At 62.2% G+C, this 25,254-nt stretch carries 27 protein-coding genes and 2 tRNA genes; 7 read left to right on the top strand and 22 right to left on the bottom strand.

The window, feature by feature from the left end:
- Window positions 1-62: 62 nt before the first annotated feature.
- The 7 genes from pheS to K0F86_RS12435 all read right to left on the bottom strand — a co-directional run bounded on the left by pheS (window position 63) and on the right by K0F86_RS12435 (window position 4,959).
- On the bottom strand, window positions 63-1,079 hold the full coding sequence (pheS, locus tag K0F86_RS12465) for a phenylalanine--tRNA ligase subunit alpha (protein WP_010399212.1): 1,017 nt from the start codon (window positions 1,077-1,079) through the stop codon (window positions 63-65).
- Between the two features lie 145 nt (window positions 1,080-1,224).
- The gene (rplT, locus tag K0F86_RS12460) at window positions 1,225-1,584 is read right to left on the bottom strand and encodes a 50S ribosomal protein L20 (RefSeq protein ID WP_010399214.1); all 360 of its coding nucleotides are present in this window, start codon (window positions 1,582-1,584) and stop codon (window positions 1,225-1,227) included.
- Window positions 1,585-1,610: 26 nt separating this feature from the next.
- The gene (gene rpmI / locus K0F86_RS12455; RefSeq protein ID WP_010399216.1) at window positions 1,611-1,808 is read right to left on the bottom strand and encodes a 50S ribosomal protein L35; all 198 of its coding nucleotides are present in this window, start codon (window positions 1,806-1,808) and stop codon (window positions 1,611-1,613) included.
- A 227-nt stretch (window positions 1,809-2,035) separates the two neighbouring features.
- A complete protein-coding gene (gene infC, locus K0F86_RS12450; protein WP_373629882.1) occupies window positions 2,036-2,596 on the bottom strand; it encodes a translation initiation factor IF-3 in 561 nt (186 codons plus the stop codon).
- A gap of 12 nt (window positions 2,597-2,608) precedes the next feature.
- The gene (gene thrS, locus K0F86_RS12445) at window positions 2,609-4,516 is read right to left on the bottom strand and encodes a threonine--tRNA ligase (RefSeq protein WP_219134673.1); all 1,908 of its coding nucleotides are present in this window, start codon (window positions 4,514-4,516) and stop codon (window positions 2,609-2,611) included.
- A 211-nt stretch (window positions 4,517-4,727) separates the two neighbouring features.
- Window positions 4,728-4,804 (bottom strand) — tRNA-Val (locus tag K0F86_RS12440).
- A 78-nt stretch (window positions 4,805-4,882) separates the two neighbouring features.
- Window positions 4,883-4,959: transfer RNA gene (locus tag K0F86_RS12435), tRNA-Val, on the bottom strand.
- A gap of 148 nt (window positions 4,960-5,107) precedes the next feature.
- On the opposite strand from K0F86_RS12435, the gene K0F86_RS12430 reads away from it, so the two are divergent.
- Entirely contained in the window at window positions 5,108-5,572 is a 465-nt protein-coding gene (locus tag K0F86_RS12430; RefSeq protein ID WP_219134672.1) for a hypothetical protein, read from the top strand.
- A gap of 139 nt (window positions 5,573-5,711) precedes the next feature.
- Window positions 5,712-6,401, top strand: coding sequence for a tetratricopeptide repeat protein (locus K0F86_RS12425; protein ID WP_219134671.1), 690 nt, complete (start codon window positions 5,712-5,714; stop codon window positions 6,399-6,401).
- Between the two features lie 47 nt (window positions 6,402-6,448).
- On the opposite strand, the gene K0F86_RS12420 is transcribed toward K0F86_RS12425, so the two are convergent.
- On the bottom strand, window positions 6,449-7,561 hold the full coding sequence (locus K0F86_RS12420; RefSeq protein WP_219134670.1) for an acyltransferase: 1,113 nt from the start codon (window positions 7,559-7,561) through the stop codon (window positions 6,449-6,451).
- A gap of 138 nt (window positions 7,562-7,699) precedes the next feature.
- On the opposite strand from K0F86_RS12420, the gene K0F86_RS12415 reads away from it, so the two are divergent.
- Window positions 7,700-8,662, top strand: coding sequence for a succinylglutamate desuccinylase/aspartoacylase family protein (locus K0F86_RS12415; protein ID WP_219134669.1), 963 nt, complete (start codon window positions 7,700-7,702; stop codon window positions 8,660-8,662).
- Here K0F86_RS12415 and K0F86_RS12410 read toward each other — a convergent pair whose 3' ends face one another.
- Window positions 8,663-8,992, bottom strand: a complete 330-nt coding sequence (locus K0F86_RS12410) for an SMR family transporter (protein ID WP_070280339.1) — start codon at window positions 8,990-8,992, stop codon at window positions 8,663-8,665. It lies immediately after the preceding gene.
- Between the two features lie 23 nt (window positions 8,993-9,015).
- Window positions 9,016-9,336, bottom strand: a complete 321-nt coding sequence (sugE, locus tag K0F86_RS12405) for a quaternary ammonium compound efflux SMR transporter SugE (protein WP_070217981.1) — start codon at window positions 9,334-9,336, stop codon at window positions 9,016-9,018.
- Between the two features lie 194 nt (window positions 9,337-9,530).
- Between sugE and K0F86_RS12400 the strand changes: the two genes are divergently transcribed.
- The 3 genes from K0F86_RS12400 (at window position 9,531) to K0F86_RS12390 (ending at window position 11,434) form a co-directional block, all read left to right on the top strand.
- Entirely contained in the window at window positions 9,531-9,893 is a 363-nt protein-coding gene (locus K0F86_RS12400) for a DUF1304 domain-containing protein (protein WP_374197285.1), read from the top strand.
- A 123-nt stretch (window positions 9,894-10,016) separates the two neighbouring features.
- The gene (locus tag K0F86_RS12395) at window positions 10,017-10,313 is read left to right on the top strand and encodes a helix-turn-helix transcriptional regulator (RefSeq protein ID WP_219134667.1); all 297 of its coding nucleotides are present in this window, start codon (window positions 10,017-10,019) and stop codon (window positions 10,311-10,313) included.
- A gap of 56 nt (window positions 10,314-10,369) precedes the next feature.
- Complete coding sequence (locus K0F86_RS12390; protein WP_219134666.1) at window positions 10,370-11,434, top strand: alkene reductase; 1,065 nt, start codon at window positions 10,370-10,372, stop codon at window positions 11,432-11,434.
- Between the two features lie 52 nt (window positions 11,435-11,486).
- Here the strand turns inward: K0F86_RS12390 and K0F86_RS12385 are convergent, their stop codons facing one another.
- Window positions 11,487-11,708, bottom strand: coding sequence for a hypothetical protein (locus tag K0F86_RS12385; protein WP_219134665.1), 222 nt, complete (start codon window positions 11,706-11,708; stop codon window positions 11,487-11,489).
- Window positions 11,709-11,958: 250 nt separating this feature from the next.
- Here K0F86_RS12385 and K0F86_RS12380 point away from each other — a divergent pair, with 250 nt between their 5' ends.
- On the top strand, window positions 11,959-12,570 hold the full coding sequence (locus tag K0F86_RS12380; RefSeq protein WP_219134664.1) for a 1-acyl-sn-glycerol-3-phosphate acyltransferase: 612 nt from the start codon (window positions 11,959-11,961) through the stop codon (window positions 12,568-12,570).
- Here the strand turns inward: K0F86_RS12380 and K0F86_RS12375 are convergent.
- From K0F86_RS12375 to K0F86_RS12325, 11 genes are all read right to left on the bottom strand, one after another.
- Window positions 12,567-13,127, bottom strand: coding sequence for a HupE/UreJ family protein (locus tag K0F86_RS12375; protein WP_257572125.1), 561 nt, complete (start codon window positions 13,125-13,127; stop codon window positions 12,567-12,569). The two genes, K0F86_RS12380 and K0F86_RS12375, sit on opposite strands and share 4 nt — an antisense overlap.
- Window positions 13,124-13,762, bottom strand: coding sequence for an urease accessory protein UreG (ureG, locus tag K0F86_RS12370; RefSeq protein ID WP_096236144.1), 639 nt, complete (start codon window positions 13,760-13,762; stop codon window positions 13,124-13,126). The genes K0F86_RS12375 and ureG overlap by 4 nt, the downstream gene beginning before the upstream one ends.
- A gap of 22 nt (window positions 13,763-13,784) precedes the next feature.
- Window positions 13,785-14,465, bottom strand: a complete 681-nt coding sequence (locus tag K0F86_RS12365) for an urease accessory protein UreF (protein ID WP_219134722.1) — start codon at window positions 14,463-14,465, stop codon at window positions 13,785-13,787.
- Window positions 14,465-14,980 carry an urease accessory protein UreE gene (gene ureE / locus K0F86_RS12360; protein WP_219134663.1) on the bottom strand — a complete coding sequence of 172 codons (516 nt, stop codon included), beginning with the start codon at window positions 14,978-14,980 and terminating at the stop codon, window positions 14,465-14,467. Before ureE ends, K0F86_RS12365 begins: the two co-directional genes overlap by 1 nt.
- 13 nt (window positions 14,981-14,993) lie before the next feature.
- Window positions 14,994-16,694, bottom strand: coding sequence for an urease subunit alpha (ureC, locus tag K0F86_RS12355; RefSeq protein WP_219134662.1), 1,701 nt, complete (start codon window positions 16,692-16,694; stop codon window positions 14,994-14,996).
- A 1-nt stretch (window position 16,695) separates the two neighbouring features.
- On the bottom strand, window positions 16,696-17,025 hold the full coding sequence (locus K0F86_RS12350) for an urease subunit beta (protein ID WP_071076649.1): 330 nt from the start codon (window positions 17,023-17,025) through the stop codon (window positions 16,696-16,698).
- Window positions 17,026-17,055: 30 nt separating this feature from the next.
- Window positions 17,056-17,358: an urease subunit gamma gene (locus K0F86_RS12345; protein ID WP_034751936.1), complete on the bottom strand. Its 303-nt coding sequence runs from the start codon at window positions 17,356-17,358 to the stop codon at window positions 17,056-17,058.
- 25 nt (window positions 17,359-17,383) lie between these two features.
- Window positions 17,384-18,226, bottom strand: coding sequence for an urease accessory protein UreD (locus tag K0F86_RS12340; RefSeq protein ID WP_257572124.1), 843 nt, complete (start codon window positions 18,224-18,226; stop codon window positions 17,384-17,386).
- A gap of 160 nt (window positions 18,227-18,386) precedes the next feature.
- Window positions 18,387-20,591: a GGDEF domain-containing response regulator gene (locus tag K0F86_RS12335; protein WP_219134660.1), complete on the bottom strand. Its 2,205-nt coding sequence runs from the start codon at window positions 20,589-20,591 to the stop codon at window positions 18,387-18,389.
- 174 nt (window positions 20,592-20,765) lie between these two features.
- Entirely contained in the window at window positions 20,766-22,931 is a 2,166-nt protein-coding gene (locus K0F86_RS12330) for a HAMP domain-containing sensor histidine kinase (RefSeq protein WP_219134659.1), read from the bottom strand.
- Window positions 22,928-25,254: PAS domain-containing hybrid sensor histidine kinase/response regulator (locus K0F86_RS12325; protein WP_219134658.1), on the bottom strand; the 2,327-nt coding region annotated here is incomplete at its 5' end. The genes K0F86_RS12330 and K0F86_RS12325, both read right to left, overlap by 4 nt.

Genomic DNA, 25,254 nt, shown 5'->3' with positions numbered 1-25,254 from the left:
GGTCAAAGCTCACAGCGCGAGCGCACAGGCGCTCAAGCGCCATGAATCAAACGGAACAACGCTTAGTTGAATTGCTTCAGGAACCTTAAATCGCCTTCGTAAAACAGGCGCAGGTCGTTGATGCCATAGCGCAGCATCGTCAAGCGTTCCAGGCCGGAGCCGAAAGCAAAACCGATGAATTTCTCGGGGTCGAGGCCGAAGTTCTTCACCACGCTCGGATGCACCTGGCCGGCGCCCGACACTTCCAGCCAGCGGCCCTTCAAGGGGCCCGAGCCGAAGGCGATGTCGATCTCGGCCGACGGTTCCGTGAACGGGAAGTACGACGGACGGAAGCGCACTTGCAAGTCGTCCGTTTCAAAGAAGGCCTTGACGAAGTTCAGGTACACGCCCTTCAGGTCGGCAAAACTGATGTCTTCGGCGATCCACAGGCCTTCGACCTGGTGGAACATGGGCGAATGGGTGGCATCGCTGTCGACGCGGTAGGTGCGGCCAGGCGCGATGACCTTGATCGGCGGCGTGTGCGTGCGCGCATAGCGCACCTGCATGGGGCTGGTATGCGTGCGCAGCAGCAAGGGCTTGCCATCGGTGTCGTTGCCATCGATGTAGAACGTGTCTTGCATGGAACGGGCTGGATGGTTTTCCGGGCTGTTGAGCGCCGTGAAGTTGGTCCAGTCATTTTCGATTTCGGGGCCGTCGGCCACGTCGAAGCCGATCGAGCGGAAGATTTCCTCGACTCGCTCCCATGTGCGCATCACGGGATGGATGCCGCCGGGCATGCGGCCACGGCCTGGCAGGGTCACGTCGATCGCTTCGGCGTTCAGACGACCTTGCATTTGGGCATCAGCCAGTGCATCACGGCGCGCCGTCAGCGCGTCCTCGATCTGCACTTTGACGGCGTTGATCAGGGCGCCCTGCGCCTTGCGCGCATCCGGGTCCAGCTTGCCCAGGCCCTTCATCATTTCGGTAATCTGGCCAGTCTTGCCCAGGTAGCGGGCTTTGGCGTTTTCAAGTGCGGCAGCGTCTGCGGCGGCGATAAAGTCAGCCTGGGCCGAGACGACGAGTTCTTCTAGGGAGTTCATGCGGCTTTTCCTGTTTTGGAAATCAATCCTGGATTTAGTAATCTAGAACCCAACAATCAAAAACGGAAACGGGGCATAAGGTTCACACCCCTGCCCCGCTCTTTATAACGTCACCCTACGGATGACGTTGTGCAATCACCGATGCTTACGCAGCGATTTTTGCTTTAACTGCGTTGACAATCGCAGCGAATGCTGGCTTGTCCATCACAGCCATATCGGCCAGGACTTTACGGTCCAGTTCGATATTTGCTTTTTTCAAGCCGTTCATGAATACGCTGTACGTTACGCCATGCTCACGGGAAGCGGCGTTGATACGGGCGATCCACAGGCGGCGGAAAACGCGTTTCTTGTTGCGGCGATCGCGGTAAGCGTATTGGCCAGCGCGCATAACTGCTTGCTTGGCAACACGGTATACACGGCTGCGGCGACCACGGTAGCCTTTAGCTTGTACAAGAATCTTTTTATGACGGGCACGAGCTGTAACCCCACGTTTTACTCTAGGCATAGTAACTCCTTATATTGAGTGTGAGATTAAGCAGTCGGCATCATGCGGTAGACGGATTTCACGTCAGACGCAGCGACATTGGTGGTACCGCGCAGAGCGCGTTTCAGCTTGGTGGTTTTCTTGGTCAAGATGTGGCGTTTGAACGCATGACCACATTTAACAGTACCACCCGGACGCACGCGAAAACGTTTTTTCGCAGAGCTTTTGGTCTTCATTTTAGGCATAGCAATCTGTCCTCTTACGGACAGCTCCATTTATAACAGGATTGCAGGTGGCAACACGACGCTGCGCTTAGATGCCTGCTTTCACATGCTGTGCAGCGGATGCGAGTCCGCTACAGTTCGCGCGGCCCGGACATCGCTGTCAGGGCCGCGCAAATTCTGCCTGGAATCTGGTGCCGCACCAATGCTGGCGCAAATCACGTCGATCCACAGTAAAACGCTATTGTAACTTACTTCTTCTTCTTCGGCGAAAGAACCATGATCATTTGGCGGCCTTCCATCTTCGGGAACTGCTCGACCTGGCCATACGGCTCCAGATCGGCTTTCAGACGTTCCAGCATGCGGAAGCCAATATCCTGATGCGCCATCTCACGACCACGGAAACGCAGCGTGATTTTGGTTTTATCACCTTCATCGAGGAACTTGATGAGATTACGCAACTTGATATTGTAGTCACCATCATCAGTCCCCGGACGGAATTTGACTTCCTTCACGAGGATGATCTTTTGCTTCAATTTGGCTTCGTGAGCTTTCTTTTGCTCCGAATACTTAAATTTGCCGTAGTCCATCAAACGGCACACCGGTGGCTGCGCGGTAGGCGCAATTTCCACCAGGTCGACGTTTGCCTCTTCCGCCAGGCGGAAGGCTTCAGCCAAACTTACGATACCGAGTGGCTCGTTATCGACCCCGCTTAAACGCATTTCAGGGGCAGTGATTTCGCCATTGATGCGATGTGACTTGTCAGTAGCTATTGTAATTTCCTTTAAAAATCTTGTAAGACGGTCGTGCAGCGAGTTTCCTCGTCAGGCCTTGGTGTCGACTTCATGTTTGAGTCGCTCAATCAGGGCATCGACGGACATGACGCCCAAATCGATATTGCCCCGCGCCCGCACGGCCACTGTATTTGCATCCCGCTCTTTGTCGCCAATTACTAAGATGTAAGGCAATTTTTGTACGGAATGTTCACGTATTTTATAGGTAATCTTCTCGTTACGCAAATCAGCCTGTACGCGCAGCCCCGCTTTGCGCAGTTTTGTTGTAACTTCCTGTACATAGTCGGCTTGAGCGTCGGAAATATTCAACACCGACACCTGCACCGGCGACAACCACAACGGCATGGCGCCCGCATAGTGTTCGATCAGGATGCCGATAAAACGTTCCAGCGAACCCACGATCGCGCGGTGCAGCATGATCGGCACCTGGCGCGTGTTGTCCACGGCCACGTATTCGGCGCCCAGACGGCCCGGCATCGACGGATCGATCTGCACGGTGCCCACTTGCCATGCGCGGCCCAGGCTGTCTTTCAGGTGGTACTCGATCTTCGGACCGTAGAATGCACCCTCGCCCGGCAATTCCGTCCATTCCACGCCGCAGGCGCGCAGGGCAGAACGCAGGGATTCTTCGGCAAAATCCCACGACTCTTCCGTGCCGATGCGGTTATCGGGACGCAAGGCCAGTTTCACGTCGATATTCGTGAAGCCGAACGCCGTGTACACATCCATCGCCTGCTGGTGGAACGCCGTCACTTCGCCGGCGATCTGCTCTTCCAGGCAGAAGATGTGGCCGTCATCCTGCGTAAAGCCGCGCACGCGCATCATGCCGTGCAAGGCGCCCGACGGTTCGTTGCGGTGGCATTGGCCGAATTCGCCGTAGCGCAATGGCAGGTCGCGGTAGCTGCGCATGCCATTGTTGAAAATCTGGATGTGGCCAGGGCAATTCATTGGCTTGAGCGCATAGGCGCGGTTTTCCGATTCCGTGATGAACATGTTTTCACGGTAATTATCCCAGTGACCGGTTTTTTCCCACAGGCCACGGTCGAGAATTTGCGGCGCCTTGACTTCCTGGTAGCCGTTGACCTGGTACACATTGCGCATGTATTGCTCGACTTGCTGCCAGATCGACCAGCCTTTCGGATGCCAGAAGATCAGGCCCGGCGCCTCTTCCTGGAAATGGAAGAAATCGAGCTGCTTGCCCAGCTTGCGGTGGTCGCGCTTTTCCGCCTCTTCCAGGTTGTGCAGGTACAGCTCCTGGTCTTCCTTCTTGGCCCAGGCCGTGCCATAGATACGCTGCAGCATCTCGTTTTTCGAGTCGCCGCGCCAGTAGGCGCCGGCCAGCTTCATCAGTTTGAAGACTTTCAGTTTGCCCGTCGATGGCACGTGGGGGCCACGGCACAAGTCCGTGAACTTGCCTTCGGAATACAGCGACACTTCCTGGTCGGCCGGGATCGAGCCGATCAGCTCAGCCTTGTACGCCTCGCCGATGCCCTTGAAGTATTCGATGGCTTCGTCGCGGGCAACGACCTTGCGCGTGACTTGCTCATCCTTCTTGGCCAGTTCCATCATTTTCTTTTCGATCGCCGTCAAATCTTCCGGCGTGAACGGGCGCTTGTAGGCGAAGTCGTAGTAAAAGCCGTTATCAATCACGGGTCCGATGGTCACTTGTGCGTCCGGGAACAGTTCCTTGACGGCATACGCCAGCAAGTGGGCCGTCGAGTGGCGGATCACTTCCAGGCCATCGGCATCCTTGTCCGTGACAATCGCCAGTTCCGCGTCTTGCTCGATCAGATAGGAGGTATCGACCAGCTTGCCGTCGACCTTGCCGGCCAGAGCAGCCTTGGCCAGGCCGGTACCAATATTGGCCGCAACCTGGGCCACGGTGACCGGACCGTCAAATTGACGGGCGGAACCATCGGGAAGTCGGATTGTAAGCATATTGATCTCCATATCGGCGCTGGCGCCAGGTAAAACTGCGATGTGATGGGTAAAATAACTGAAAGGAAAACGCAGACGCAAAAAAACGCGGACTAGCCGCGTTTTTCACTTTCTTGAGACAAAGGAAACCCGTTCGACTAGCGTCACTCCCAAAGCTTGGTAGTAGTTCGCGGTGTCATAACCGGTTTTACCTTTCTCTCTAACTGCATTCTGGTGGGCGGTGAGGAATTCGAATCCCCGACCCCTTGGATGTCGACCAAGTATTCTAACCAGCTGAACTAACCGCCCGTAAAACTTTTTTGATCATTGTATTTCAAATGACCGCTTGCGGCTTGCGCCAGCTTAAAACCATCTACTGCCAAATTCTGGTGGGCGGTGAGGAATTCGAATCCCCGACCCCTTGGATGTCGACCAAGTATTCTAACCAGCTGAACTAACCGCCCCGAAGACCAGCATTATAGAGAGGCTTTCCCAGAATGACAAGGGCTGTTTTACAGGAAACTTTAATCTGTTTTTCATCCGCTTCCCGGGCGTCAGCCCTCTTTATACAGAGTCGGCCCGGCGCACGCGGAATGCCGCTAGAATCGCGGCATGAACTCCACCATATTAGCCTGGCTGAAAACCCTGAGCCGCATCTGCGGTTTTGAAACGGCCGACTCCTTCCCGCCCAATCACCCCTACGCGCGCACGCGCTGGGAAGCCGCGTACTTCGATATCGCCTCCGACGTGAAGCCCGACGAGATCGAACGGCGCATCTGCGCGGCCATCGCCAACACGCCGAGCGTCTTCGCCTATATCACCAATCCCACGCCGCGCATGCAGCGCGCGCTGCTGAACGTGATCCACGACCGGCTGCGGCGCCAGCCCGGCGCGGGCGCCACGGACCTGGTCTTGTTATTGATCAATGCCTACGCCAGCGACCACATCACGGAAGCCGTGCCCGGCCTGCGCACCCTGATCTTCAACACGGAACAGGAAGACACGAATCTGCGCGTGCATGCGATTCTGGAATTGCTGGTGGGCACGCCACGTGGACTGGACGTGATCGACATGTAATTTGCTCCTGCGTACTTGTCTGACAGATGCGCCACGTCAATTTCGTCGTAGCAGCTTCCTGTACATTCCAAAAACAATGATGCCGGCCTACAACACCGACAGCACGCCATTTGAAATGACCATCAGACCAGGAGAGACAATGAAGACACTTTCAACCAAGATCGCCATGTGGCTGCAATGCGCCCTCTTGATTGGCGCCACGGCTGGTCCAGGCGTAGCCGGCGCAGAAGATGTGCAGGCACCTGCGAGCCAGCGTATCGAAAAGGCCTTGCCGCAAGATTGCAGCACTGAATCAAACACACTCGTCAAGACGCGCGCCGACAGCGGTGATACGCAGGCTCAGCACTTGATGGGTATGAAGGCCTACCTCGGCGCTTGCGAGGACCGCGACCTCGACACCGCGGTGTTCTACCTATCAAAATCCGCAGCGAAATTTTTCCCGCCATCCATGTTCCACCTTGCCACCGTCTTGCAGCTCCGCGGAGGCGCGCGCGACGCAGACTTGCTGCAATTATTTCGCGGCGCTGCGGAACGGGGATTTGCAAAGGCAGAGATGAACGTCCTCCTGTACTACGTAGACAAAAAGTCCAAGGCTTACGATATTGCCGAGGCCTATGCATGGCACTCTTTTTGCGCGCCACATGACCGCTTTTGCGATTGGCCACAAATCAATGAGGCACTATCTCAGATGAGCAAAAGCGATAAAGAAAAGGGAGAAATACTCAAAACCAGCTTGTTTGAAAAAATGAAATCCGTTGAAAGATTCGACGATATATTTTGCTGTGCTGGCACGAGGGCTGGCTCCAGCTCGGGCTTTGGCTGGCGTTAAACAGGCATGTCAGCCTTAGCAAGGTCCACTATGGGAAACGCCGTACCTCAGCGGCGATTAGCCGGCACATAGCGCGCCCGCAAGCGCATGAACGGCGTTTCCACCAATGCATATAAAAGCCAGCCCGTGGCGATGCTTACAATAATCATCACCAGCATGGCGACCAAACTGTCCGGCCCGTAACCGATATCCTGCAAGAGCGGCCGCAGCAGGATGCACAGCTGCTTGTGCAGCAAATAAATCGCATACGACCACAGCGCCAGGCTGGCCGCGCCCGGCACGCGCAGTTGATATAGCGCACTGCCGGGACTCAACGCGGCGATCAACAGCAAGGTAAAACTGGCGGCCAGGGCTGGATAGCCGAACACCGTCACCCAATAACCGTAGTGATCGGCAAGAAATACATAAAACATCAGCGCCGTGCCAGCGATTCCTGCCAGCAAGATGCGGTTACCGCATGACGTGAGGCGCGTCCAGGCAATGGGGTGATAGTTCTTCAGCAGCGCCAGCGCCACGCCCGCCACCAGTTCGTCGAAGCGACACCACGACGCGTAATAAATATATTTGTAATAGCCGAGGCCGCCGCGCGGCACTTGCACATATTCATCCCACAGATACGCGCGCAGCAGCATGCCGGCGATCAAGCTGGCGGCCACGGCCACCCACGCCCACAGCAGTGACTTGCGGCAGGCGGCGATCAACAACGCCACGGCCGGCAGCAGCACATAGAACTGCTCTTCCACGCATAGCGACCACGCATGCGAAAACGCCGTGCCCGGCGTCAGATTGATGTTTTGCGTAAAGGTCAGGAATTTCCACAGAGGAATAAGCGCGCTATCGCCGCGAAATGCGGGCCACAAATAATACAGCGCCAGCACGGCATAAAAACTGGGCAAGGTGCGCAGGAAGCGCCGCGCATAGAAGCGGGGCAAGGAAAAGCCGTGTTCGCTGCGCAAGGCCGCAAAGATCTGGTTGCCGATCAGATAGCCGCTGAGGGCAAAGAACAGGTCCACGCCCACCCAGCCGATTTCGCCCCAGAAACCAAACGCCCCGCCCTCGCTGACGAACAGCAGATAATGGTTCATGAAGACGAGCACGATGGCCAGCGCGCGCAAGGTATCGAGGCCATACAGACGGGAAGAATGGGACGTACTGGACATGGAATCGGCAAGGGAAAACAACGGTGGCGCCGATCATGCCATGCCGCACCTTGCCATGGCCAACTTTTTGCAGGCGTGCACGGCGAATCCCGCTAAAATATGCCGACCCCGCTTTCCCTTCCCGCAACAGCATAGGATATGTCCAGCATGAGCAGCGCACTCCACTTCAAATCCATCAACTACACGGGCCAGGGCAGCGGCCCGCGCCTGATCGTCACGGGCGCCGTGCACGGCAATGAAACCTGCGGCACCAAGGGCATCCACCGCGTGATGGCTGAACTCGACAGCGGCGCCCTCTCCATCGTGGCCGGCAGCGTCACTTTCGTGCCCATCACCAACCCGTTGGCCTACGCCAAGGGCGTGCGCAGCGGCGACCGCAACCTGAACCGCAACCTGTTCCCGAACGACAATCCACAGGATTTCGAAGACCGCATCGCCAACTGGCTGTGCCCTCTGCTGGGCCAGCACGACGTGCTGCTGGACTTGCATTCATTCAATGCCGACAGCCAGCCCTTCGTCATGGTAGGACCGCGCAACAACGATGGCCCGCTGCAACCGTTCCAACATGAAGACAAGGAACGCGCGCTGGCGCGCCGCCTGGGCGTGCGCCGCTTCGTCGACGGCTGGCTGCATGCGTATGGCCAGGGCGTGCAGCGCCGCCTGGGCAATAGCGACCAGGTGGGCCTGGTCTTGCGCTATGGCGTGGGCACCACCGAATACATGCGCTCGACGGGTGGCTATGCCCTGACCCTGGAATGCGGCCAGCACGCGGACCCGGCCGCGCCGGATGTTGCCTACCGCGCCATCATGAACACCTTGGCCTTCCTCGGCTTCATCGATGCGCCACAGCCTGAACCGATCGCCGACGCCGACATGGAAGCGCTGAACATGGTCGTCGTGCACGACAAGCTGCATGCAAGCGACCGCTTCATCAAGACCTGGTCCAGCTTTGACAAGGTCAAACAGGGCGAGCAGATCGGCGTGCGCGCGGACGGCACGCCCGTGACGGCCGAGTTCGACGCCTACATTTTGTTCCCGGACGTCAATGCGCAAGCCAATGCCGAGTGGTATTACCTGGCAAGGGTCGCCGCCAGCTTTTGATTAGTGACCAACGGACTTGGAAAACAGGTTAATCACCAGCACGCCGGCAATGATCAGCCCCAGGCCGATCAAGGCCGGCGTGTCGAGGCTTTGCTTGAACCAGAACCAGCCCACGGCGGAAATGAGCACGATGCCCACGCCGGACCAGATCGCATACACGATGCCGGTAGGAATGACTTTCAGGGTCAGGGACAAGCACCAGAAGGCGATGCTGTAGCCAATCACGGTGATGACACTGGGCCACAAACGGCTGAAGCCTTCGGACGCCTTCAAGGCGCTGGTGGCGATGACTTCGGCGATGATGGCGATGGCCAGGTAGAAATACGTCATGGTGAGACTCATGCTGGCATCCTTTATTGAGGGCTGAGCAGTTTCAAGCCCAGGATACCGGACACGATCAATGCGATGCAGGCGATGCGCGCGGCGCTGGCCGGCTCACCCAGCACCATGATGCCGAAGATGGCCGTGCCCACGGTGCCGATGCCCGTCCAGATGGCATACGCCGTGCCCAACGGCAAGGTGCGCAAGGCCAGGCCCAGCATCACCACGCTGCCCAGCATGGAAACAGCCGTCAGTACGGACGGCACCAGGCGGGTAAACCCCGCGCTGTATTTGAGGCCGATGGCCCAGCCGATTTCCAGCAAACCGGCCAATACCAAGATGATCCACGCCATACACACTCTCCTGAGGCGGCAGGGTCGTCCCCGCCATGCAGCCCCCACATCGAGCGGGGTCGTCCCCACAGGAGCAAAAGGAAAAGTATACCATCGGGTGAAGGCTCTTGCCGCCAGCACATTTTTTCTGGTGATGTTGCCAAAAAACAGGCACTTGGCAGCATAATTGCCGCACCTCTTCACTCTCGGGAACAATGATGCTGCTTCTGGCCCAAATCCTTACCGCCCTCATCCTGCTGCTGCACGTCTACATCGTGCTGCTGGAAACCGTGCTGTTCGATGCGCGCGGACGCAAGGTGTTTGGCCTGTCCAGGGAAAAGGCGCAGATCGTGCGTCCCGCCATGTCGAACCAGGGTTGCTACAACGGCTTTCTCGTCGCGGCGCTGGCGCTGGGCTTTTTTCACCCGGACGCGGCCATCGCCCATGCATTCACCGTCTTCGGCCTGGCTTGCATCGCCGTGGCCGGCGTATGGGGCGCGGCGACTGTCATGACGCGCATCCTCTACCTGCAAACGGTGCCCGCCGTCATCGCCTTGCTGCTATTCCACTTCGATTGATTCCTGCCTGAAAAATCCATCGGCCTTCACGTTTTTTACTTATATCGTAATATACCGATATTGAAATTCACAAAAGACGAACCATATATCGCTTGAAGACGAACATCGACCAGGAGAAACAGCATGGACATCGACGCCATCCACAAGGCGCTGGCCAATCCGGTACGCCGGCAGATTTTGCAGTGGCTGAAGGAGCCGGAGCAATATTTTTGCGAGCAAGAGCATCCGCTCGACTTCGGCGTCTGTGCCGGACTGATCGACCGCAAGCTGGGTCTGTCGCAATCGACGGTCTCGGCCCACCTGGCCACCTTGCAAAAGGCCGATTTGATTTCAGCCAGGAAAGTTGGCCAATGGAGCTTTTTTAAACGCAACGAAGCCACTATCCAAGCTTTTCTGGAACATATGCAGCAAGGTTTGTAACCGTAGCCCCATCCATATCGCCGTTCGCGGCACTCTCGACAGGAAAGATAGTAATCATGGCAACCTTATTCGACCCCATCACCATTGGCAGCCTGCAACTGAAAAACCGCATCATCATGGCGCCGCTGACGCGTTCGCGCGCCGGCAATCCGGGCCGCGTGCCCAACGCCCTGATGGCCGAGTACTACACGCAGCGCGCTTCGGCCGGCATGATCATCTCGGAAGCGACGGCCGTCACGCCGCAGGGCGTGGGCTATGCGGACACGCCGGGCATCTGGTCCGAGGAGCAAGTGGAAGGCTGGAAACACATCACCAAGGCAGTACATGACGCGGGCGGCCTGATCGTGCTGCAACTATGGCATGTGGGCCGGATTTCCGCGCCCGTCTTCCTCGATGGCGACCTGCCTGTGGCGCCCAGCGCCGTCAAGCCGGCCGGCCATGTCAGCCTGCTGCGCCCGAAACAGGAATTCGTCACGCCGCGCGCGCTCGATACGGAAGAGATTCCCGGCATCGTGGCGGCTTACCGCCTGGGCGCCGAGAATGCGAAAAAAGCGGGTTTCGACGGCGTGGAAATCCACGGCGCGAATGGTTATTTGCTCGACCAGTTCCTGCAAGACAGCACCAACTTGCGCACCGACAACTACGGCGGTTCGATTGAAAACCGCGCCCGCCTGATGCTGGAAGTGACGGATGCGTGCATCGCCGTCTGGGGCGCCGACAAGGTTGGCATGCATTTGGCGCCGCGCCGCGACGCGCACGACATGGGCGACTCCGACCCGCGCGCCACCTTCGGCTATGTGGCACGCGAGCTGGGCAAGCGCGGCATCGCCTTCATCTGCGCACGCGAAGCGCTCGGTGAAGACCGCCTGGGCCCGTACCTGAAGCAGGCATTTGGCGGCGTGTACATTGCCAACGAGAAAATGGACAAGGCGGCAGCCGAAGCCCTGCTGGCCAAGGGCGAAGCCGATGCCGTGGCCTTTGGCCTGTGGTTCATCGCCAACCCCGACCTGCCCATCCGCCTGCACAGTGACGCGCCCTTGAATCCCCTGAACCCAGACACGCTGTACGCACCCGACGCGACCGGCTACACGGACTACCCGGCACTGGCGGCACTGGCTTAAACAACAGCACTCCGGGCGACAGCAGCGGCACTTCGTCGCTGTTGCCTGCCCTTCAGCGCCATCGGCGCCGTGCCGGCCTGGCCGGACGGCGCGCCTGCACGCTGCTGAACACGCGGCGTATCACCTCGGCCGGCACCGCGTGCTCACGCAAGTAGGCTGTCGCCACCGTCCGACCCAGGGCGTGATGAAACGCCACGCCACGCTCGACGAGCTCGGCCATCACTTTGTCCGTTCGGACATTCTCCCCAGCTAGTTCCTCGATACTGTTTTTCATGCCATGGCTCCCTGTCGGGTGGATCAATGCTGCATCAAGGTTTGACCACATTGTGTGCATTTAGTGCCCGGCACTGGAAGCAAGCATGGTTAAAATGGCGGTACAAACAGCCCCGACGCCGCATGAATAGCGGCCTCGGCTGCTTGTCGCCACCGCCAGCCCCGTATAGAATGCCTGCGCAGAATTTTTGTTTCAAGGAAAATGGCCAGCAGCGCCATCCGATCAAGAACAGTGTCACTGAAGGGTATCAATGGACGATTTATTTGTACAAGCGGACGACTTGCCGACCTGGCACCAGCGCTGCGCGTTGCGCGTGCTGCAGCTGTTTGGCTGGCGCCTGCGCTTCCGTCCCCTGCCGGGGCCGCGCGGCATCGTCGTCGTCTACCCGCACACGTCGAACTGGGATTTCATGGTGGGCCTGTTCGGCAAATGGGCGCTGTCGCTGCCGTTCCGCTGGCTGGCCAAGGATTCCCTGTTCCGCGGCCCGATGGGCAAGGTGCTGCGCTACCTGGGCGGAGAACCCGTCGACCGCAGCACCACCAGCGGCACGATTCAACGTCAGGCCGAGCGCATGCTGGCCGCCGACTGGTACTGGCTGGCCATCACGCCGGAAGCGACGCGCAGCTACCGTCCGAACTGGAAAAGCGGCTTTTATCACCTGGCCCTGGCCGCCAAGGTGCCGCTGTTGCTGGTGTATATCGACTACCCGAACAAGGTGCTGGGCGTGGTCGACCATTTATACTTGACGGGCGACAAGGAGGCCGACATGGCCGCCATCGCCGCCGTGTATGCGGGCCACCAGGGCTTGCATCCGGAAAAGGCGGCGCCCATCGTGCTGTCCGAGAAACGCCCCGGCGCTTAGTTCACTCCCAGCAGCACCACGCCGGCGACCGTCAAGGCCACGCCGGCCACGCGCAGCACGCGCCCGGCCAGCACCTGGCCGGCGAAACGTCCCGCACACAGCAGCATGGCCGAAGCCAGCAGGAAGCCGCACGCGGCCGAGGCAACCGGCAATTCCTGGCCATGCGCATTGCCATGCGCCAGCGCAAACATGCCCACGAGCAGCATGCCGAGCCAGTTCGGCAAGGCCAGCGCCAGCGCGATGGCCAGCCCCACCAGCGCCACCGTGGCGGCAATGCCCGTTTCCAGCCCGGGCACCGTCAATCCGACCATGCCGGCCAGCGCACCGAGCAGCATCATGCCGAGAAAAGTGACGGGCTGGCCCAGGCCGTAGCGCTGCTGGCCGCCCCAGATACCCACGCCCAGCATGGCCAGCAAGTGGTCGATGCCCGTGAACGGATGGGCGAAACCGGCCAGAAAACCCACGCTTTCGCCATGACCGGGGTGGGCCATCGCCGGCAAGGCCAGCAGGTACAGCGCGGCCACGGCGGCCGTTTTTGTCATCAGTCTTGCAGTCATTGCAGCTCCTTGCCTGGTTGATCGAGCAAACCTTGCTCGCGGATAAAATCGATGACCACCTGCACGCCGTCGCCGCTGCGCAAGTTGGTGAACACGAAGGGGCGCTCGCCGCGCATGCGTTTGGCATCCTGCGCCATCACATCGAGGTTGGCGCCCACGTACGGCGCCAGGTCCGTCTTGTTGATAATGAGCAAATCGGAGCGCGTGATGCCGGGCCCGCCCTTGCGCGGGATCTTTTCGCCACCGGCCACGTCGATCACGTAAATCGTCAGGTCCGACAGTTCAGGGCTGAAGGTGGCGGCCAAATTATCGCCGCCCGATTCGACCAGGATCAAGTCGAGATGCGGAAAATCTGCCTGCATGCGCGCGATCGCTTCCAGATTGATGGACGCATCCTCGCGGATGGCCGTGTGCGGGCAGCCGCCCGTCTCCACGCCCATCAGGCGCTCGGCCGGCAAGGCATCGGCGCGCAGCAGGATTTCCATGTCTTCCTTGGTGTAGATGTCGTTCGTGATGACGGCCATGTCGTAGCGCTCGCGCATGCCCTTGCACAGCATTTCGCACAGGGCCGTCTTGCCCGAGCCGACCGGGCCGCCGATGCCTACGCGCAGCGGATTGGAGGTAATCGATGTCATGTTTGCTCTCTCATTCAATAGTTCAGGAACGGTACAGGCGGCTGTACTGCACTTCGTGCCGCATCGACAGCAGCGACAGGCCGGGCGCCCAGTTGCCCATCTCGTCGTCTGGTAACGTTTGCGCCGTCAGCGCCGCCGCTTCCAGTTCCGGCCGCAGCGACAGCAGCAGGCGCTGGCCCGCCACCTGCCCCAGCGGCACGGATTTCACGCAGACGAGCACCTGATTTTCCGCCCAGGCGAACAGCATGGCCAGCAGCGCCTCTACGCGCGGAATCGCCAGCGCCGCCACGGCGCAGGCATACGCCGTGGGCAGGGCCACTTCCGGCTGCCCCTGCAGCATGTCGATCAGCACGCCGTCGGCCACGCCCAGTTCGGCCAGCAATTTGGTCAATGAATATCCCATCTGGATGGTTTCGGCGCGAAATTCCGCCGTGTCGCGCGAAGCGATGAAACGCTCGCTCCAGCGCTGCACGGCGCACAGATCCTGCTGCTCGAACGCCTGCATCAAGCGCCAGCACAGCGGCGCTTCCCAGCGCGCCACCACCAAGGTCAGATGCTGGGCGATCCACGCGCGCGCCGTGGCCGCGTCGTGCACCAGGCTTGACTCCAGCGCCGCTTCCAGCCCCTGCGAATAGCTGTAGGCGCCGATCGGCAAGGCCGGGCTGGCGAACTGCAGCAAATGCAGCAGGGCCGAGGCCTGCATCATGCAGTGTCACCAGGGCGGTGGATTTTCTGCCGCAGCGGCACGGGTGCCAGCAAATGCTGGCCGTGGCCGTCGTGGTGGCCATGGCCGCCGCCATACGCGCCCGCCTCCGGTTCGAATGGCGCGCTTTCTTCCGTCACGGTCGCCTGCAAGCCTTCCAGCATCTCTTTTAAAACGGGGTCTGTGCGGATGCGCAGAAAGCCGTCGCCCACCTGCGCCTGCGTGTGGCGATTCCCTAAATGGAAAGCGCAGCGCAGCAGGGTATGCGCATCCGCGCAGCGCACCAGGTAGGTCGGTTCGCGCGCGGCGACGATCCGCACCACCTGCCCGCCTGGTCCCGTCATGCGCTCGCCGTCGCGCAGCACCGTGCCGCGCACGGTGAACACGGCCACCTCGTCGCCATTCGACAGTACGGCGCGCAGCCGGCATTTTTCGCGCTGGTCGTAGGGCAGCACCAGTTGCGCAAACGGCGCACGGTCATCGTCAGGACCTAATTTGGTATGCAAAGTCAGCATGCTTGTCTCCCGCTTAAAATAGAAAATAGCGCTGCGCCATGGGCAGCACGGCGGCCGCCTCGCACACGAGCAGTTGGCCGTCGGCGCGCACGGCATAGGTTTCCGGGTCCACCTCCATGTGCGGCGTGGCGCTGTTATGGATCATGTCCGCCTTGCGCAAGCCGCGCATGTTTTTCACGGCGATGACCGATTTATTCAGTTTGAGCTGGTGCCCGATATCGAGGTCGTAGGCCGCCTGCGAGACAAACGTGAACGACTTTTTCAGGCCGCCGCCGAAGGCGCCAAACATCATGCGGTAATGCACGGGCTGCGGCGTGGGAATCGAGGCGTTCGGGTCGCCCATCTGCGCGGCGGCGATCATGCCGCCCTTGAGTATCATCGATGGTTTGACGCCGAAGAAGGCGGGCTTCCACAGCACGAGGTCGGCGATCTTGCCCGCCTCGATGGAACCGACCACGTGGGAAATCCCATGCGTGATGGCCGGGTTGATCGTGTACTTGGCGATATAGCGTTTGGCGCGGAAATTGTCGCTGCGCGCCGTGTCGGGCGCCAGCGGTCCTCGCTGTACCTTCATTTTGTGCGCCGTCTGCCAGGTGCGCATGATCACCTCGCCCACCCGCCCCATCGCTTGCGAGTCGGACGACATCATCGAGATGGCGCCGATATCGTGCAAAATATCCTCGGCGGCGATGGTCTCGCGGCGGATGCGCGACTCGGCAAACGCCACGTCTTCCGCGATGGCCGGGTCCAGGTGGTGGCACACCATCAGCATGTCCAGGTGCTCGTCGAGCGTGTTGACGGTAAACGGGCGCGTCGGGTTGGTCGACGACGGCAGCACGTTCGACTGCCCCACGGCGGCGATGATGTCGGGCGCATGGCCGCCGCCCGCCCCTTCCGTGTGAAACGTGTGGATGGTGCGGTCCTTGAAGGCGGCCAGCGTGTGTTCCAAAAATCCCCCTTCATTGAGGGTGTCGCTGTGCAGCGCCACCTGGATATCCATGCGGTCGGCCACGGACAGGCAGTTGTCGATGGCGGCCGGCGTGCTGCCCCAGTCCTCGTGCAGTTTCAGGCCGATGGCGCCCGCCCGCACCTGTTCTTCCAGCGGCAGCGGCAGGCTGACGTTACCCTTGCCCATGAAGCCCAGGTTCATCGGGAAGGCGTCGGCGGCCGCCAGCATGGCGTGCAAGTGCCACTGTCCCGGCGTGCAGGTGGTGGCGGCCGTGCCCACGGCCGGTCCCGTGCCGCCGCCCAGCATGGTGGTCACGCCGCTCATCAACGCTTCCTCGATCTGCTGCGGGCAGATGAAGTGGATGTGCGTGTCGACGCCGCCGGCCGTGACGATCAGGCCCTCGCCGGCAATGATTTCCGTGGCGCCGCCGATGGCCAAGGTCACGCCGGGCTGGATGTCCGGGTTGCCCGCCTTGCCGATGCCGAAGATCAGGCCATTTTTCAGGCCGATGTCCGCCTTCACGATGCCCCAGTGGTCGAGGATGACGGCATTCGTGATGACGGTATCCATCACCTCGGCCGCGCAGCGCTGCGACTGCCCCATGCCGTCGCGGATGACTTTACCGCCGCCGAATTTCACCTCTTCGCCGTAGATCGCGTAGTCATGCTCGATCTCGATGAACAGTTCCGTGTCGGCCAGGCGGATGCGGTCGCCCGTGGTGGGGCCGAACATCTCGGCATACGCGCTGCGGGGAATGCTGGCCATCTCAATCCTTTCCCGGGGGTGTGTCTTGCAGGTCGCCCATCACTGCGCCATTGAAGCCGTAGACCTTGCGTTCGCCCGCCAGCGCCACCAGTTCCACCGTGCGCTGCTGGCCAGGTTCGAAGCGCACGGCCGTGCCGGCAGTGATGTTCAGGCGCATGCCATAGGCGCGCCAGCGCTCGAAAGCCAGCGCGGGATTGACTTCAAAAAAGTGAAAGTGCGAGCCCACCTGGATCGGCCGGTCGCCACGGTTGGCCACCACCACGGTGGCCGTGGCGCGGCCCGCATTGAGGCTGATTTCGCCTTCTTCCAATTTGTATTCGCCTGGGGTCATGAGCGGCTCCTGTCAATGTCGCTTGTGTGCTTACGGTATCGGATGGTGTACGGTCACCAGCTTGCTGCCATCGGGGAAGGTCGCTTCCACCTGGATATCGGGGATCATCTCGGCGATGCCGTCCATGACGTCGGCACGCGAGAGTATTTTTGTACCGTCCGACATCAGCTGCGCCACCGACTTGCCATCGCGCGCGCCTTCCATGATGGCGGCGCTGATCAGGGCCACCGCTTCCGGATAATTCAATTTCAAACCGCGCGCCAGGCGCCGTTCGGCCAGCAGCGCGGCCGTAAAAATGAGCAGCTTGTCTTTTTCGCGGGGAGTCAGGTCCATGGTTTTCCTTGTGCGTCTTTCCTGTTCAAGTGTTCCAGATGCGGGGCACGATGGCGTCGCGTCCCAGCATGGCGGGGCGCAGCAGCAGCCAGGCGGCCAGCATGATGCGGCGCGCCGCCTCGCTGTCGCCGCACAGCAGGCGCACCACCACCAGCGCTTTCATGTGCGTGGCGCCAAACGCGGCGCCGGCAGGCACGGCGATCTCGCGCACGGCTGCCAGTACTGATGGAGAAACCGGTGTGCCGACGGCGATCAGGGTGGCGCATACCGTGTGGCCGGCCAGCCCCAGCGGGCTGGCCATCAGCGCGCCGCCGGCAGCCAGCACGCCCTGCTCCCACCACAGCAGCTTGCCGCCGCGGCGGATCCGCACTTGCTGGCTGATGCTGCCAGTGTTAAAAATTTCGCCCGAGGCGCTGCGGCCCAGGCAGACGATGTCGCAGCCGATGTAGCCGGCGTCCGGCGCCAGTTCCACCTCGTGGCGCAGGCGCACGCAAGCCTGGTCGAAGAAAATGCTTTCCTGCGGCAGCCACTCGATGGCGGCGCCGCTACCGGCGCGCAGCACGATGTGCTGACCCGAGACGTGGCCATTCGCGCGGTACCACTTGGCCGCGCCCGGCGAGGTCAGCAAGGCATGCGCGCCTGCGCCCACCGTGGCGTCGACGGCCAGCTGGTCGCCGCCCACCACGCCGCCGGGCGGATGGATGATGATGGCGTGGCAGACGGCATCGCCTTCCGGGTACAGGGGCTTTTGCACGCGCAAAGGGCCGCTGTGCGTGCGCTCGACGAGGCGGCTGACGCCATCGTGCAATGCAAAGCCCAGGCGCAAATGCGCCTGCCAGGCGCCGTGCGCGCTGGGCTGTGAAGGCATGACTGGGTGGGTACTGTCTGGCATGCGGGGCAATCGCGTAAATAAGCGATTACCTAAGCAGGATATGTGCCAGCGTCAGGGGAAGGAAAGGTGAGAATCGCGCACCACGCTGCCGCGGACGCACCGGCATGGTGCATCGGCCGCACCGCGGCGTGTATGCTCAGGCCACGGCCAGGGTGCGCCGTTCGCGCAGCAAGGCAGTGAATGGTGCGGCAGCCAGGGGCCGGCTGAAATAATAGCCCTGCATTTCGTCGCAGCCGTGCTCCGTCAGGAAGTCCACCTGCTCGCGCGTTTCCACGCCTTCGGCGATGACGCGCATGTCCAGGTTGTGTGCCAGCGAGATGACGGAACGGGCGATGGCCGCGTCGCTGCTGCTGGTGGTGACGTCGTCGACGAAGGATTTGTCGATCTTCAGCACGTCGATGGGAAAACGCTTCAGGTAGCCCAGGCTGGAATAACCGGTGCCGAAGTCGTCGAGCGAAATGCCCACGCCGATATCCTTCAGGCGCGTCAGCGCCGCCACGGCCTTGTCCGGGTCGCCCATCACCGTGCTTTCCGTGATCTCGATGCCGAGGCAGGCGGGCGCGATGCCGTATTTGCGCAATACCGCCTCGACGAACGGCACCGTGCGGTCCTGCGCGAACTGTTTGCCAGACAGGTTGACGGCCACCTTGATGCTGCCCAGGCCCGCGTCGTGCCAGGCGCGGATCTGCGCGCAGACGCTTTCCAGCACCCATTCGCCGATGGCCGTGATCAAGCCGTATTCCTCGGCCAGCGCGATGAACAGGCCGGGCGGCACCTTGCCCAGCACCGGATTATCCCAGCGCAGCAAGGCTTCCGCGCCCAGCAAGGCGCCCGTGCGCAGACACATCTGCGGCTGGTAATGCACGGTGAATTCATCGCGGCCGATGGCGCCGCGCAGCTGCTGCTGCATGGCCAGGCGGGCGCGGATATCGCTGCCCATGCGCTCTGTGAAGAAGGCGTAATGGTCGCGCCCCATTTCCTTGGCGCGCACCAGGGCCGTGTCGGCGTGGCGCAGCACGTCGTCGAGGCTGTCGCCGTCGGCCGGGCACATGGCGATGCCGATGCTGGTGGTCAGCGCCAGGCGTTCACCATCGACGCTGAGCTCTTCGCGCAAGCCGGCCAGGATGGTTTGCGCCAGCGCCAGCGTGCGCCCCAGCAGGGCATCGTCCTGCAGCAGGATCTGGAATTCGTCGCCGCCCTGGCGCACCACCGTGTCACCCTCGCGCACGCAGCCGGACAGGAAACGCGCCACCACTTGCAGCGCCTTGTCGCCCACGGCCTGGCCGTGCGAATCGTTGATGTTCTTGAAGCGGTCCAGGTCCAGGCACATCAGCACCACCTGCTGGCTGTCGCGCAGGGCATTCGCGCGCGCCTGTTCGAAGCGCTCGCGCAGCAGCACGCGGTTCGGCAAGCCCGTCAGCGCGTCGTGGTAGGAGAGGAAGTCGATCAGGTGCTGCTCGGCCTTGCGCTCGCTGATATCGAGGAAGACGCCCACGTAGTTGACGACGCCGCCGTCCGGGCCATGCACGGTGGAGACGCTGAGCAAACAGGGATAGGTGTCGCCGCTCTTGCGCCGCGTCTGTACTTCGCCCGACCAGCAGCCGCTGCTGCGCAAGCCCTGGCGCAGGGCCAGCAGCACCGCTTCGCCCGTGTATTCGGCGTGCAGGCGCATGATGTCCGTGCCCACCACTTCCTGCGCCGCGTAGCCGGTGATGCGTGTAAAGGCGGGATTGGCCGTGACGATGACGCCGGCCGGATCCGTGATCAGGATGGCGTCCTGGGTGGCTTCAAAGACCTGGCCGGACAGGCGCAGCAATTCCTCGTTGGCGCGGCGGATCTGCACTTCGCGCGCCAGGGTGCTGGCCACCTGTTCCAGTTCGGCCGTGCGTTCGGCCACGCGCCGTTCCAGGTTGGCGCGCTCCTGCGCCAACTGCAGCTGCGCCCGCGCCAGGCGCACATGCGCATCGGTGCGGGCGAGGATTTCCTCGGCCTGGAAGGGTTTGGCGATGAAATCGACGGCGCCCAGCGCAAAGCCGCGCACCTTGTCGTCCGTATCGTACTGGGCCGACAGGAAAATCACCGGCACCTGGCGCAGGGACGGTATCTCCTTCAGGCGGCGGCACACTTCAAAGCCGTCGAGACCCGGCATGCGCACGTCGAGCAGGATCAGCTCCGGCGGGCGCGCCTGGGCCGTCCACAGGGCAAGTTCACCGTTCGGCGCCTGGCGCACCGCATAGCCGGCGCCGCCCAGCAAGTCGCTCAACAGCTTCAGTGAAGCCGGCGTATCTTCAACGATCAGTACTTCGCCCTTCGAATTCACTTCCGAAAAATCGCGGTGCATGTAGCAGTTCTCTCAGCTTTGGATGAGGCGCGGCGGTCGGTTGCCACGCTGGACAAGACATTTCTTTGCGATGAACTACGTACTATCATCATAATCTTTATTGCAATTTGGCACCATCCATCCACGGCACTTAGTCCGCCTTTTCATCGAATTCGATGTTGTCAGCCCACACTTTCATGTATGCGCCAGCGCGCCCTCATTCTCCAGCAAGTCGCACAGCTGGCGGTACTGGTGCTGCTCGAGCATCGCCTGCAGCGGCACCAGCAACGGTGCAGCCGCCGCCGGCAAGGCCGCCAGCAGTTGCGCCACCCTGGCCAGGTTCAATTCGCGCAGCGCCACCAGCAAGGCGGCGCGCTCTGCCCCGGCCAGCAGCAGCAAGTCTTGCGCCTGCAGCGCCGGCGGCACTGCCGCCTGCGCCGACATGGCCGCTGGCACGGGGGCCGGCACCGGCGCCTGCGCCGCCTGCGCGGGTATGCTGAAACGGAAGGTGGCGCCCTGCCCCGGCATGGACTCCAGCGTCAGCTCGCCTTTCATCAGCCGCACGAATTCGCGCGAGATGGCCAGGCCCAGGCCCGTGCCGTCCTTCGGTCCCGCGCTGTCGGCCTGCACGAAGGGCTCAAAAATGCGCTGCTGATCTTCCAGCGCGATGCCGATGCCCGTGTCGCTGACGGCGAACGACAGGCGCCATGTGGCGTCATCGCGCCGCTCGCCGCGCACGCGCAAGGTGACTTCGCCGCCGCCGGCGAACTTGACGGCATTCGACATCAGGTTCAGCAGCACCTGGCGCAGTCGCGTCGCGTCGAGCAGCACCGCCGCCGGCAGGTCCGCGCAATCGAGACGCAGGGCCGGTCCCTGCTGCTCGGTGCGCATGCCCAGCATGTCCATCACTTCCTGCAACAGCGGTGCCAGCGCCACCACGGTCGCCTGCGCCTGCAAGCGCCCCGCCTCGCCCTTCGACAGTTCGAGGATTTCATTGATCAGGGTGAGCAAATGATTGCCGGAGCGGTGGATGATGGCCAGGTTGCGCTTTTCATCGTCCTGCATGTTGGGCGAGGCGGCCATCAGGCGCGAAAAGCCGATCACGGAATTCAAGGGCGTGCGCAGTTCATGGCTCATGTTGGCCAGGAAGGTGCTCTTGGCGCGGTTCGCCGCCTGCGCCTGGCTGACGGCCACCGACAGGGCGCTCGTGCGCTCGGCCACCAATTCTTCCAGGTGGTGACGGTGGCGCAGCAGTTCCATTTCAGCCTCGCGGTGCGCCGTGATATCGTAGTTCGAGCCTACCAGGCGCATGGGCGAGCCCCGCCCGTCGCGGAAGATCACGGCATCGGCCTTGATGTAGCGGATGGCGCCATCGGGCCACAGGATGCGGTACTCGTGCGTGAACGCCTGGCCGGCGCCCAGCGCGGCGCGCAGGGCCTCCTTGGTGGCCGGCACGTCGTCCGGCATCAGCGCCGCGCGCCAGATCGCCGCCGGCGACATGCTGCTGGCCGCATCGACCTTGAACTGCGCGTACATCTGTTCATCCCACTGCAATGCGTCGCTGCTGACGTTCCAGTCCCAGATGCCGATGCTGGCCGCGCCGGTGGCCATCTGCACGCGCTCCTCGCTGCGCTGCAGGGCGCGGTAACGGCTGTCGAGCAGCGCCACCATGTCGCGGATGGAGCGGTACAGGGTGCGCAGCTCGCCCAGGAACCACGCTTTCGGCGGCGTGCCGAACGCTTCGCCCTGCCCCGCCTTGACGCCGGCCGCGTACTGGCCGATGGCCTTCAACGGCTTGAGCATCAGACACCACATGAGCAGCCAGATGCTGGCCACCAGGATCACGTCGAGCGCCACGATCATGGCGCCGATGCCCAGCGCGCGCTGCCGCAGCTGCGCGTCCAGCAGGGCCGGCGTCGCATACACGGCAACGCTGCCGATGACTTGTCCGCCCATCGTCACGGGGCGCCGCTGCACCAGCCAGTCCGGGTCGGCCGATAGCGCGGAGAGGCTGTCGATGGCGCCGTCCGCAGTGCGGCGCAGTACCAGCGCCTCCTTGCCGATGCCCGGGGTGAGGGAGCTGGCCACCAGATCGCGCTTGCCCAGCATGCTGCGCATGATGGCCTGCATCTGCTTTTCATCCAGGTTCCACAATGGCAGTTCGATGGCCACGGCCAGCTGGTCCGCGCTGACGGCCAGGCTGCGATGCAGGTGCTGCCAGCGCTGCTCGCGTTCGGACTGGTAAAACAGCACGGCAAACGCCAGCAGCAGCACGGTGACGACACAGGTCAGCGCCACGCTGACGGCCAGCACGATGGACACGCCGCCCAGGCGGTCGCCTTTCGGTGCGTGAAAAATCATGCGTCTTCGCCCTGCGGTTCGCTGGCCAGCTGCGTCAGCAAGGCGCACAGCGGCTGGTACTGATGCTGTTCCAGCATGGCAGCGATGTGGGCGGACAGCTGCGGCAGGCCGGTCGCCACGCCGGCCAGCACGATGGCGCTGCGCCGCAAATCGAGGGCCTGCACGGATTCGAGCAGCGCCTGCCGTTCGGCCGCGCCCAGCTGGCCCAGCGCCTGCTGCAAGTCAAAGGCCGCTGCCGGCACGCGCGGCGGCGCGCCGGCGCTGCGCTGAAAGCGCACGCCCAGTTGCTGCTCCAGCATGGCGAACAGGTGTTCCTGTTCGATCGGCTTGCGCAGGAAGCCGTCGGCGCCGGCCGCCAGCGCCTCCTGCTTTTCTTCTTCGAAAGCGGAAGCGGTCATGATCACCAGGCGCGGTTGCACCAGCGCCGGCTGCGCGCGCAGCCAGCGCGTCAGCGCCAGGCCATCCATGTCCGGCATGCGCCAGTCGCTCAGCACCATGTCATAGCGCTGCGCCGCCAGCATGGCTTGCGCCTGCGCGCCGCCCGCCGCTTCCCGCAGCTGAAAGCCCAGCGGCGCCAGCAAGCCGGCCAGCAGCTTGCGGCAGTTGTCGTCATCATCGACCAGCAGCACCATGCGTCCGCGCTGGCCCGGCGGCAGGCGCGCCACGCGGCCCGGCGCCAGCGCCGCGATGGCCGGCTGCTGCAGCACCGGCGCGCGCAGGTCGAAACGGAATACGGAGCCCGCTCCCAAGGTGGAATCGACGCGCAGCTCGCCGCCCATCAGGCGCACGAATTCGCGCGAAATGGTCAGCCCCAGTCCCGTGCCGGCCTGCGCCACGGCGCTGTCGGCCTGCACGAACGGCTCAAAGATGCGTTCCAGATCCGCTTGCGCGATGCCGCTGCCCGTATCGCGCACGGCAAACGCCAGCGCCATCTGCCCACCTTCCGCCGCCTGGCACGCCAGCGACAGGGTCACGCTGCCCTGCTCGATGAACTTGAGCGCGTTCGACAGCAAATTGAGCAGCACCTGGCGCAGCTTGGCGCCATCGAGGCGCACCAGCGGCGGCACGCCGGAACGTTCGATCTGCAGCGCGATGCCCTGGTCGCTCGAGCGCATGCGCACCATTTCGAGCACTTCGTCGAGCAAGCCATTCAAGTCCACGGGTCCCGTTTGCAGCTGCATGCGGCCCGCTTCGATTTTCGACAATTCGAGGATGTCGTTGATCAAGGTCAGCAAATGATGGCCGGCGCGGTTGATGATGGCCAGGTTGTGCTTTTCTTCCTCGAACATGCTGCTCGAATCGGCCATCATCTGCGAAAAACCGATCACGGAATTCAAGGGCGTGCGCAATTCGTGGCTCATGTTGGCCAGGAAGACGCTTTTCGCGCGGTTCGCCGATTCGGCCTCGGTGACGGCCACCGACAGGGCCGCCGTGCGCTGCTGCACCAGTTCTTCCAGGTGGTCGCGGTAGCCGAGCAATTCCTGCTCGCTGTGCTTGCGCTCGGAAATGTCGACGATGCCGCTGCGCACCAGGCGCCGCCCCTCCATGGGCAACTTGACCAGCCGCACCTCGCAGGGAAAAATGCTGCCGTCGGCACGCCGCACATTGCGTTCCACCAAGACAGGCTCGCCCAGCATGGCGCGGCGCAGATGCTCTTCCATCATCAGCCCCAGCGGCAAGCCATCGGGCTGCTTGCCGGCATACAGGTCGAACGGCCCGCGCGCCAGCAGCGCTGCGCGCGACAGGCCCAGCATGCGCTGCGCGCTGCTGTTGGCGTCGACGAAGCGGTCCAGGTCCAGGTCGTACACCAGGATGGCTTCCGGCGCATGCTCGACGAGGATGCGGAAGCGCTGCTCGCTCTCGCGCGCCTCGCTCTCGGCGCGCCGCAAACGCCGCCGCTGCAGCAGCAAGGCGCTCAGCAAGCCGGCCATCACGATGAAGACGCCGCCCACCAGCAGCACGGCAACGCGGTGCTCGTGCCACAGTTGCGGTGGCCGGTTGAAGAACAGCGTGTGCGGCGGCAGGCGGCTGATGTCGGCATCCCAGCGCTGCAACTGTTCCCAGTCATACATGGGCACCGGGCGAACCGGCGGCAGCAAGGCTCCCGGCGCGGCGGGCGCCTTGCCGTCCAACACGGCCAGCGACATCTGCGCCACCTGCTGCGCGGCCCGTTCGATGTGCAGGATGGAGCCACCGAGGATGCCCTTGCCGACCGTCGCGTTGTACATGCCAAAGGTGGGCACATTCGCCAGCCGCGCCAGCTGTACGGAAAACTGCACGGGCGTGGCGATATTGCCGGCCACGTCGCGGTTGACATTGCCCG

The sequence above is a fragment of the Janthinobacterium sp. UMAB-60 genome, from assembly GCF_900095235.1.
GTDB lineage: Bacteria > Pseudomonadota > Gammaproteobacteria > Burkholderiales > Burkholderiaceae_D > Janthinobacterium.
The sequence above is the reverse complement of the archived record's forward strand: the minus strand, read 5'-3'. Positions and strand labels throughout refer to the sequence as shown.

What these genes read in the sequence shown, in the direction of transcription:
- K0F86_RS12420 (WP_219134670.1), bottom strand. Translation starts at nt 7,561, where the DNA reads ATGTCCAGTACGTCCCATTCTTCCCGTCTGTATGGCCTCGATACCTTG.
- K0F86_RS12400 (WP_374197285.1), top strand. Translation starts at nt 9,531, where the DNA reads ATGATGCTGCTTCTGGCCCAAATCCTTACCGCCCTCATCCTGCTGCTG.
- thrS (WP_219134673.1), bottom strand. Translation starts at nt 4,516, where the DNA reads ATGCTTACAATCCGACTTCCCGATGGTTCCGCCCGTCAATTTGACGGT.
- K0F86_RS12385 (WP_219134665.1), bottom strand. Translation starts at nt 11,708, where the DNA reads ATGAAAAACAGTATCGAGGAACTAGCTGGGGAGAATGTCCGAACGGAC.
- K0F86_RS12425 (WP_219134671.1), top strand. Translation starts at nt 5,712, where the DNA reads ATGAAGACACTTTCAACCAAGATCGCCATGTGGCTGCAATGCGCCCTC.
- K0F86_RS12380 (WP_219134664.1), top strand. Translation starts at nt 11,959, where the DNA reads ATGGACGATTTATTTGTACAAGCGGACGACTTGCCGACCTGGCACCAG.
- K0F86_RS12430 (WP_219134672.1), top strand. Translation starts at nt 5,108, where the DNA reads ATGAACTCCACCATATTAGCCTGGCTGAAAACCCTGAGCCGCATCTGC.
- K0F86_RS12415 (WP_219134669.1), top strand. Translation starts at nt 7,700, where the DNA reads ATGTCCAGCATGAGCAGCGCACTCCACTTCAAATCCATCAACTACACG.
- K0F86_RS12335 (WP_219134660.1), bottom strand. Translation starts at nt 20,591, where the DNA reads ATGCACCGCGATTTTTCGGAAGTGAATTCGAAGGGCGAAGTACTGATC.
- K0F86_RS12345 (WP_034751936.1), bottom strand. Translation starts at nt 17,358, where the DNA reads ATGGACCTGACTCCCCGCGAAAAAGACAAGCTGCTCATTTTTACGGCC.
- K0F86_RS12350 (WP_071076649.1), bottom strand. Translation starts at nt 17,025, where the DNA reads ATGACCCCAGGCGAATACAAATTGGAAGAAGGCGAAATCAGCCTCAAT.
- K0F86_RS12340 (WP_257572124.1), bottom strand. Translation starts at nt 18,226, where the DNA reads ATGCCTTCACAGCCCAGCGCGCACGGCGCCTGGCAGGCGCATTTGCGC.
- rplT (WP_010399214.1), bottom strand. Translation starts at nt 1,584, where the DNA reads ATGCCTAGAGTAAAACGTGGGGTTACAGCTCGTGCCCGTCATAAAAAG.
- K0F86_RS12395 (WP_219134667.1), top strand. Translation starts at nt 10,017, where the DNA reads ATGGACATCGACGCCATCCACAAGGCGCTGGCCAATCCGGTACGCCGG.
- pheS (WP_010399212.1), bottom strand. Translation starts at nt 1,079, where the DNA reads ATGAACTCCCTAGAAGAACTCGTCGTCTCGGCCCAGGCTGACTTTATC.
- sugE (WP_070217981.1), bottom strand. Translation starts at nt 9,336, where the DNA reads ATGGCGTGGATCATCTTGGTATTGGCCGGTTTGCTGGAAATCGGCTGG.
- K0F86_RS12365 (WP_219134722.1), bottom strand. Translation starts at nt 14,465, where the DNA reads ATGCAGGCCTCGGCCCTGCTGCATTTGCTGCAGTTCGCCAGCCCGGCC.
- ureC (WP_219134662.1), bottom strand. Translation starts at nt 16,694, where the DNA reads ATGGCCAGCATTCCCCGCAGCGCGTATGCCGAGATGTTCGGCCCCACC.
- ureE (WP_219134663.1), bottom strand. Translation starts at nt 14,980, where the DNA reads ATGCTGACTTTGCATACCAAATTAGGTCCTGACGATGACCGTGCGCCG.
- ureG (WP_096236144.1), bottom strand. Translation starts at nt 13,762, where the DNA reads ATGACATCGATTACCTCCAATCCGCTGCGCGTAGGCATCGGCGGCCCG.
- K0F86_RS12330 (WP_219134659.1), bottom strand. Translation starts at nt 22,931, where the DNA reads ATGATTTTTCACGCACCGAAAGGCGACCGCCTGGGCGGCGTGTCCATC.
- rpmI (WP_010399216.1), bottom strand. Translation starts at nt 1,808, where the DNA reads ATGCCTAAAATGAAGACCAAAAGCTCTGCGAAAAAACGTTTTCGCGTG.
- K0F86_RS12375 (WP_257572125.1), bottom strand. Translation starts at nt 13,127, where the DNA reads ATGACTGCAAGACTGATGACAAAAACGGCCGCCGTGGCCGCGCTGTAC.
- K0F86_RS12410 (WP_070280339.1), bottom strand. Translation starts at nt 8,992, where the DNA reads ATGACGTATTTCTACCTGGCCATCGCCATCATCGCCGAAGTCATCGCC.
- K0F86_RS12390 (WP_219134666.1), top strand. Translation starts at nt 10,370, where the DNA reads ATGGCAACCTTATTCGACCCCATCACCATTGGCAGCCTGCAACTGAAA.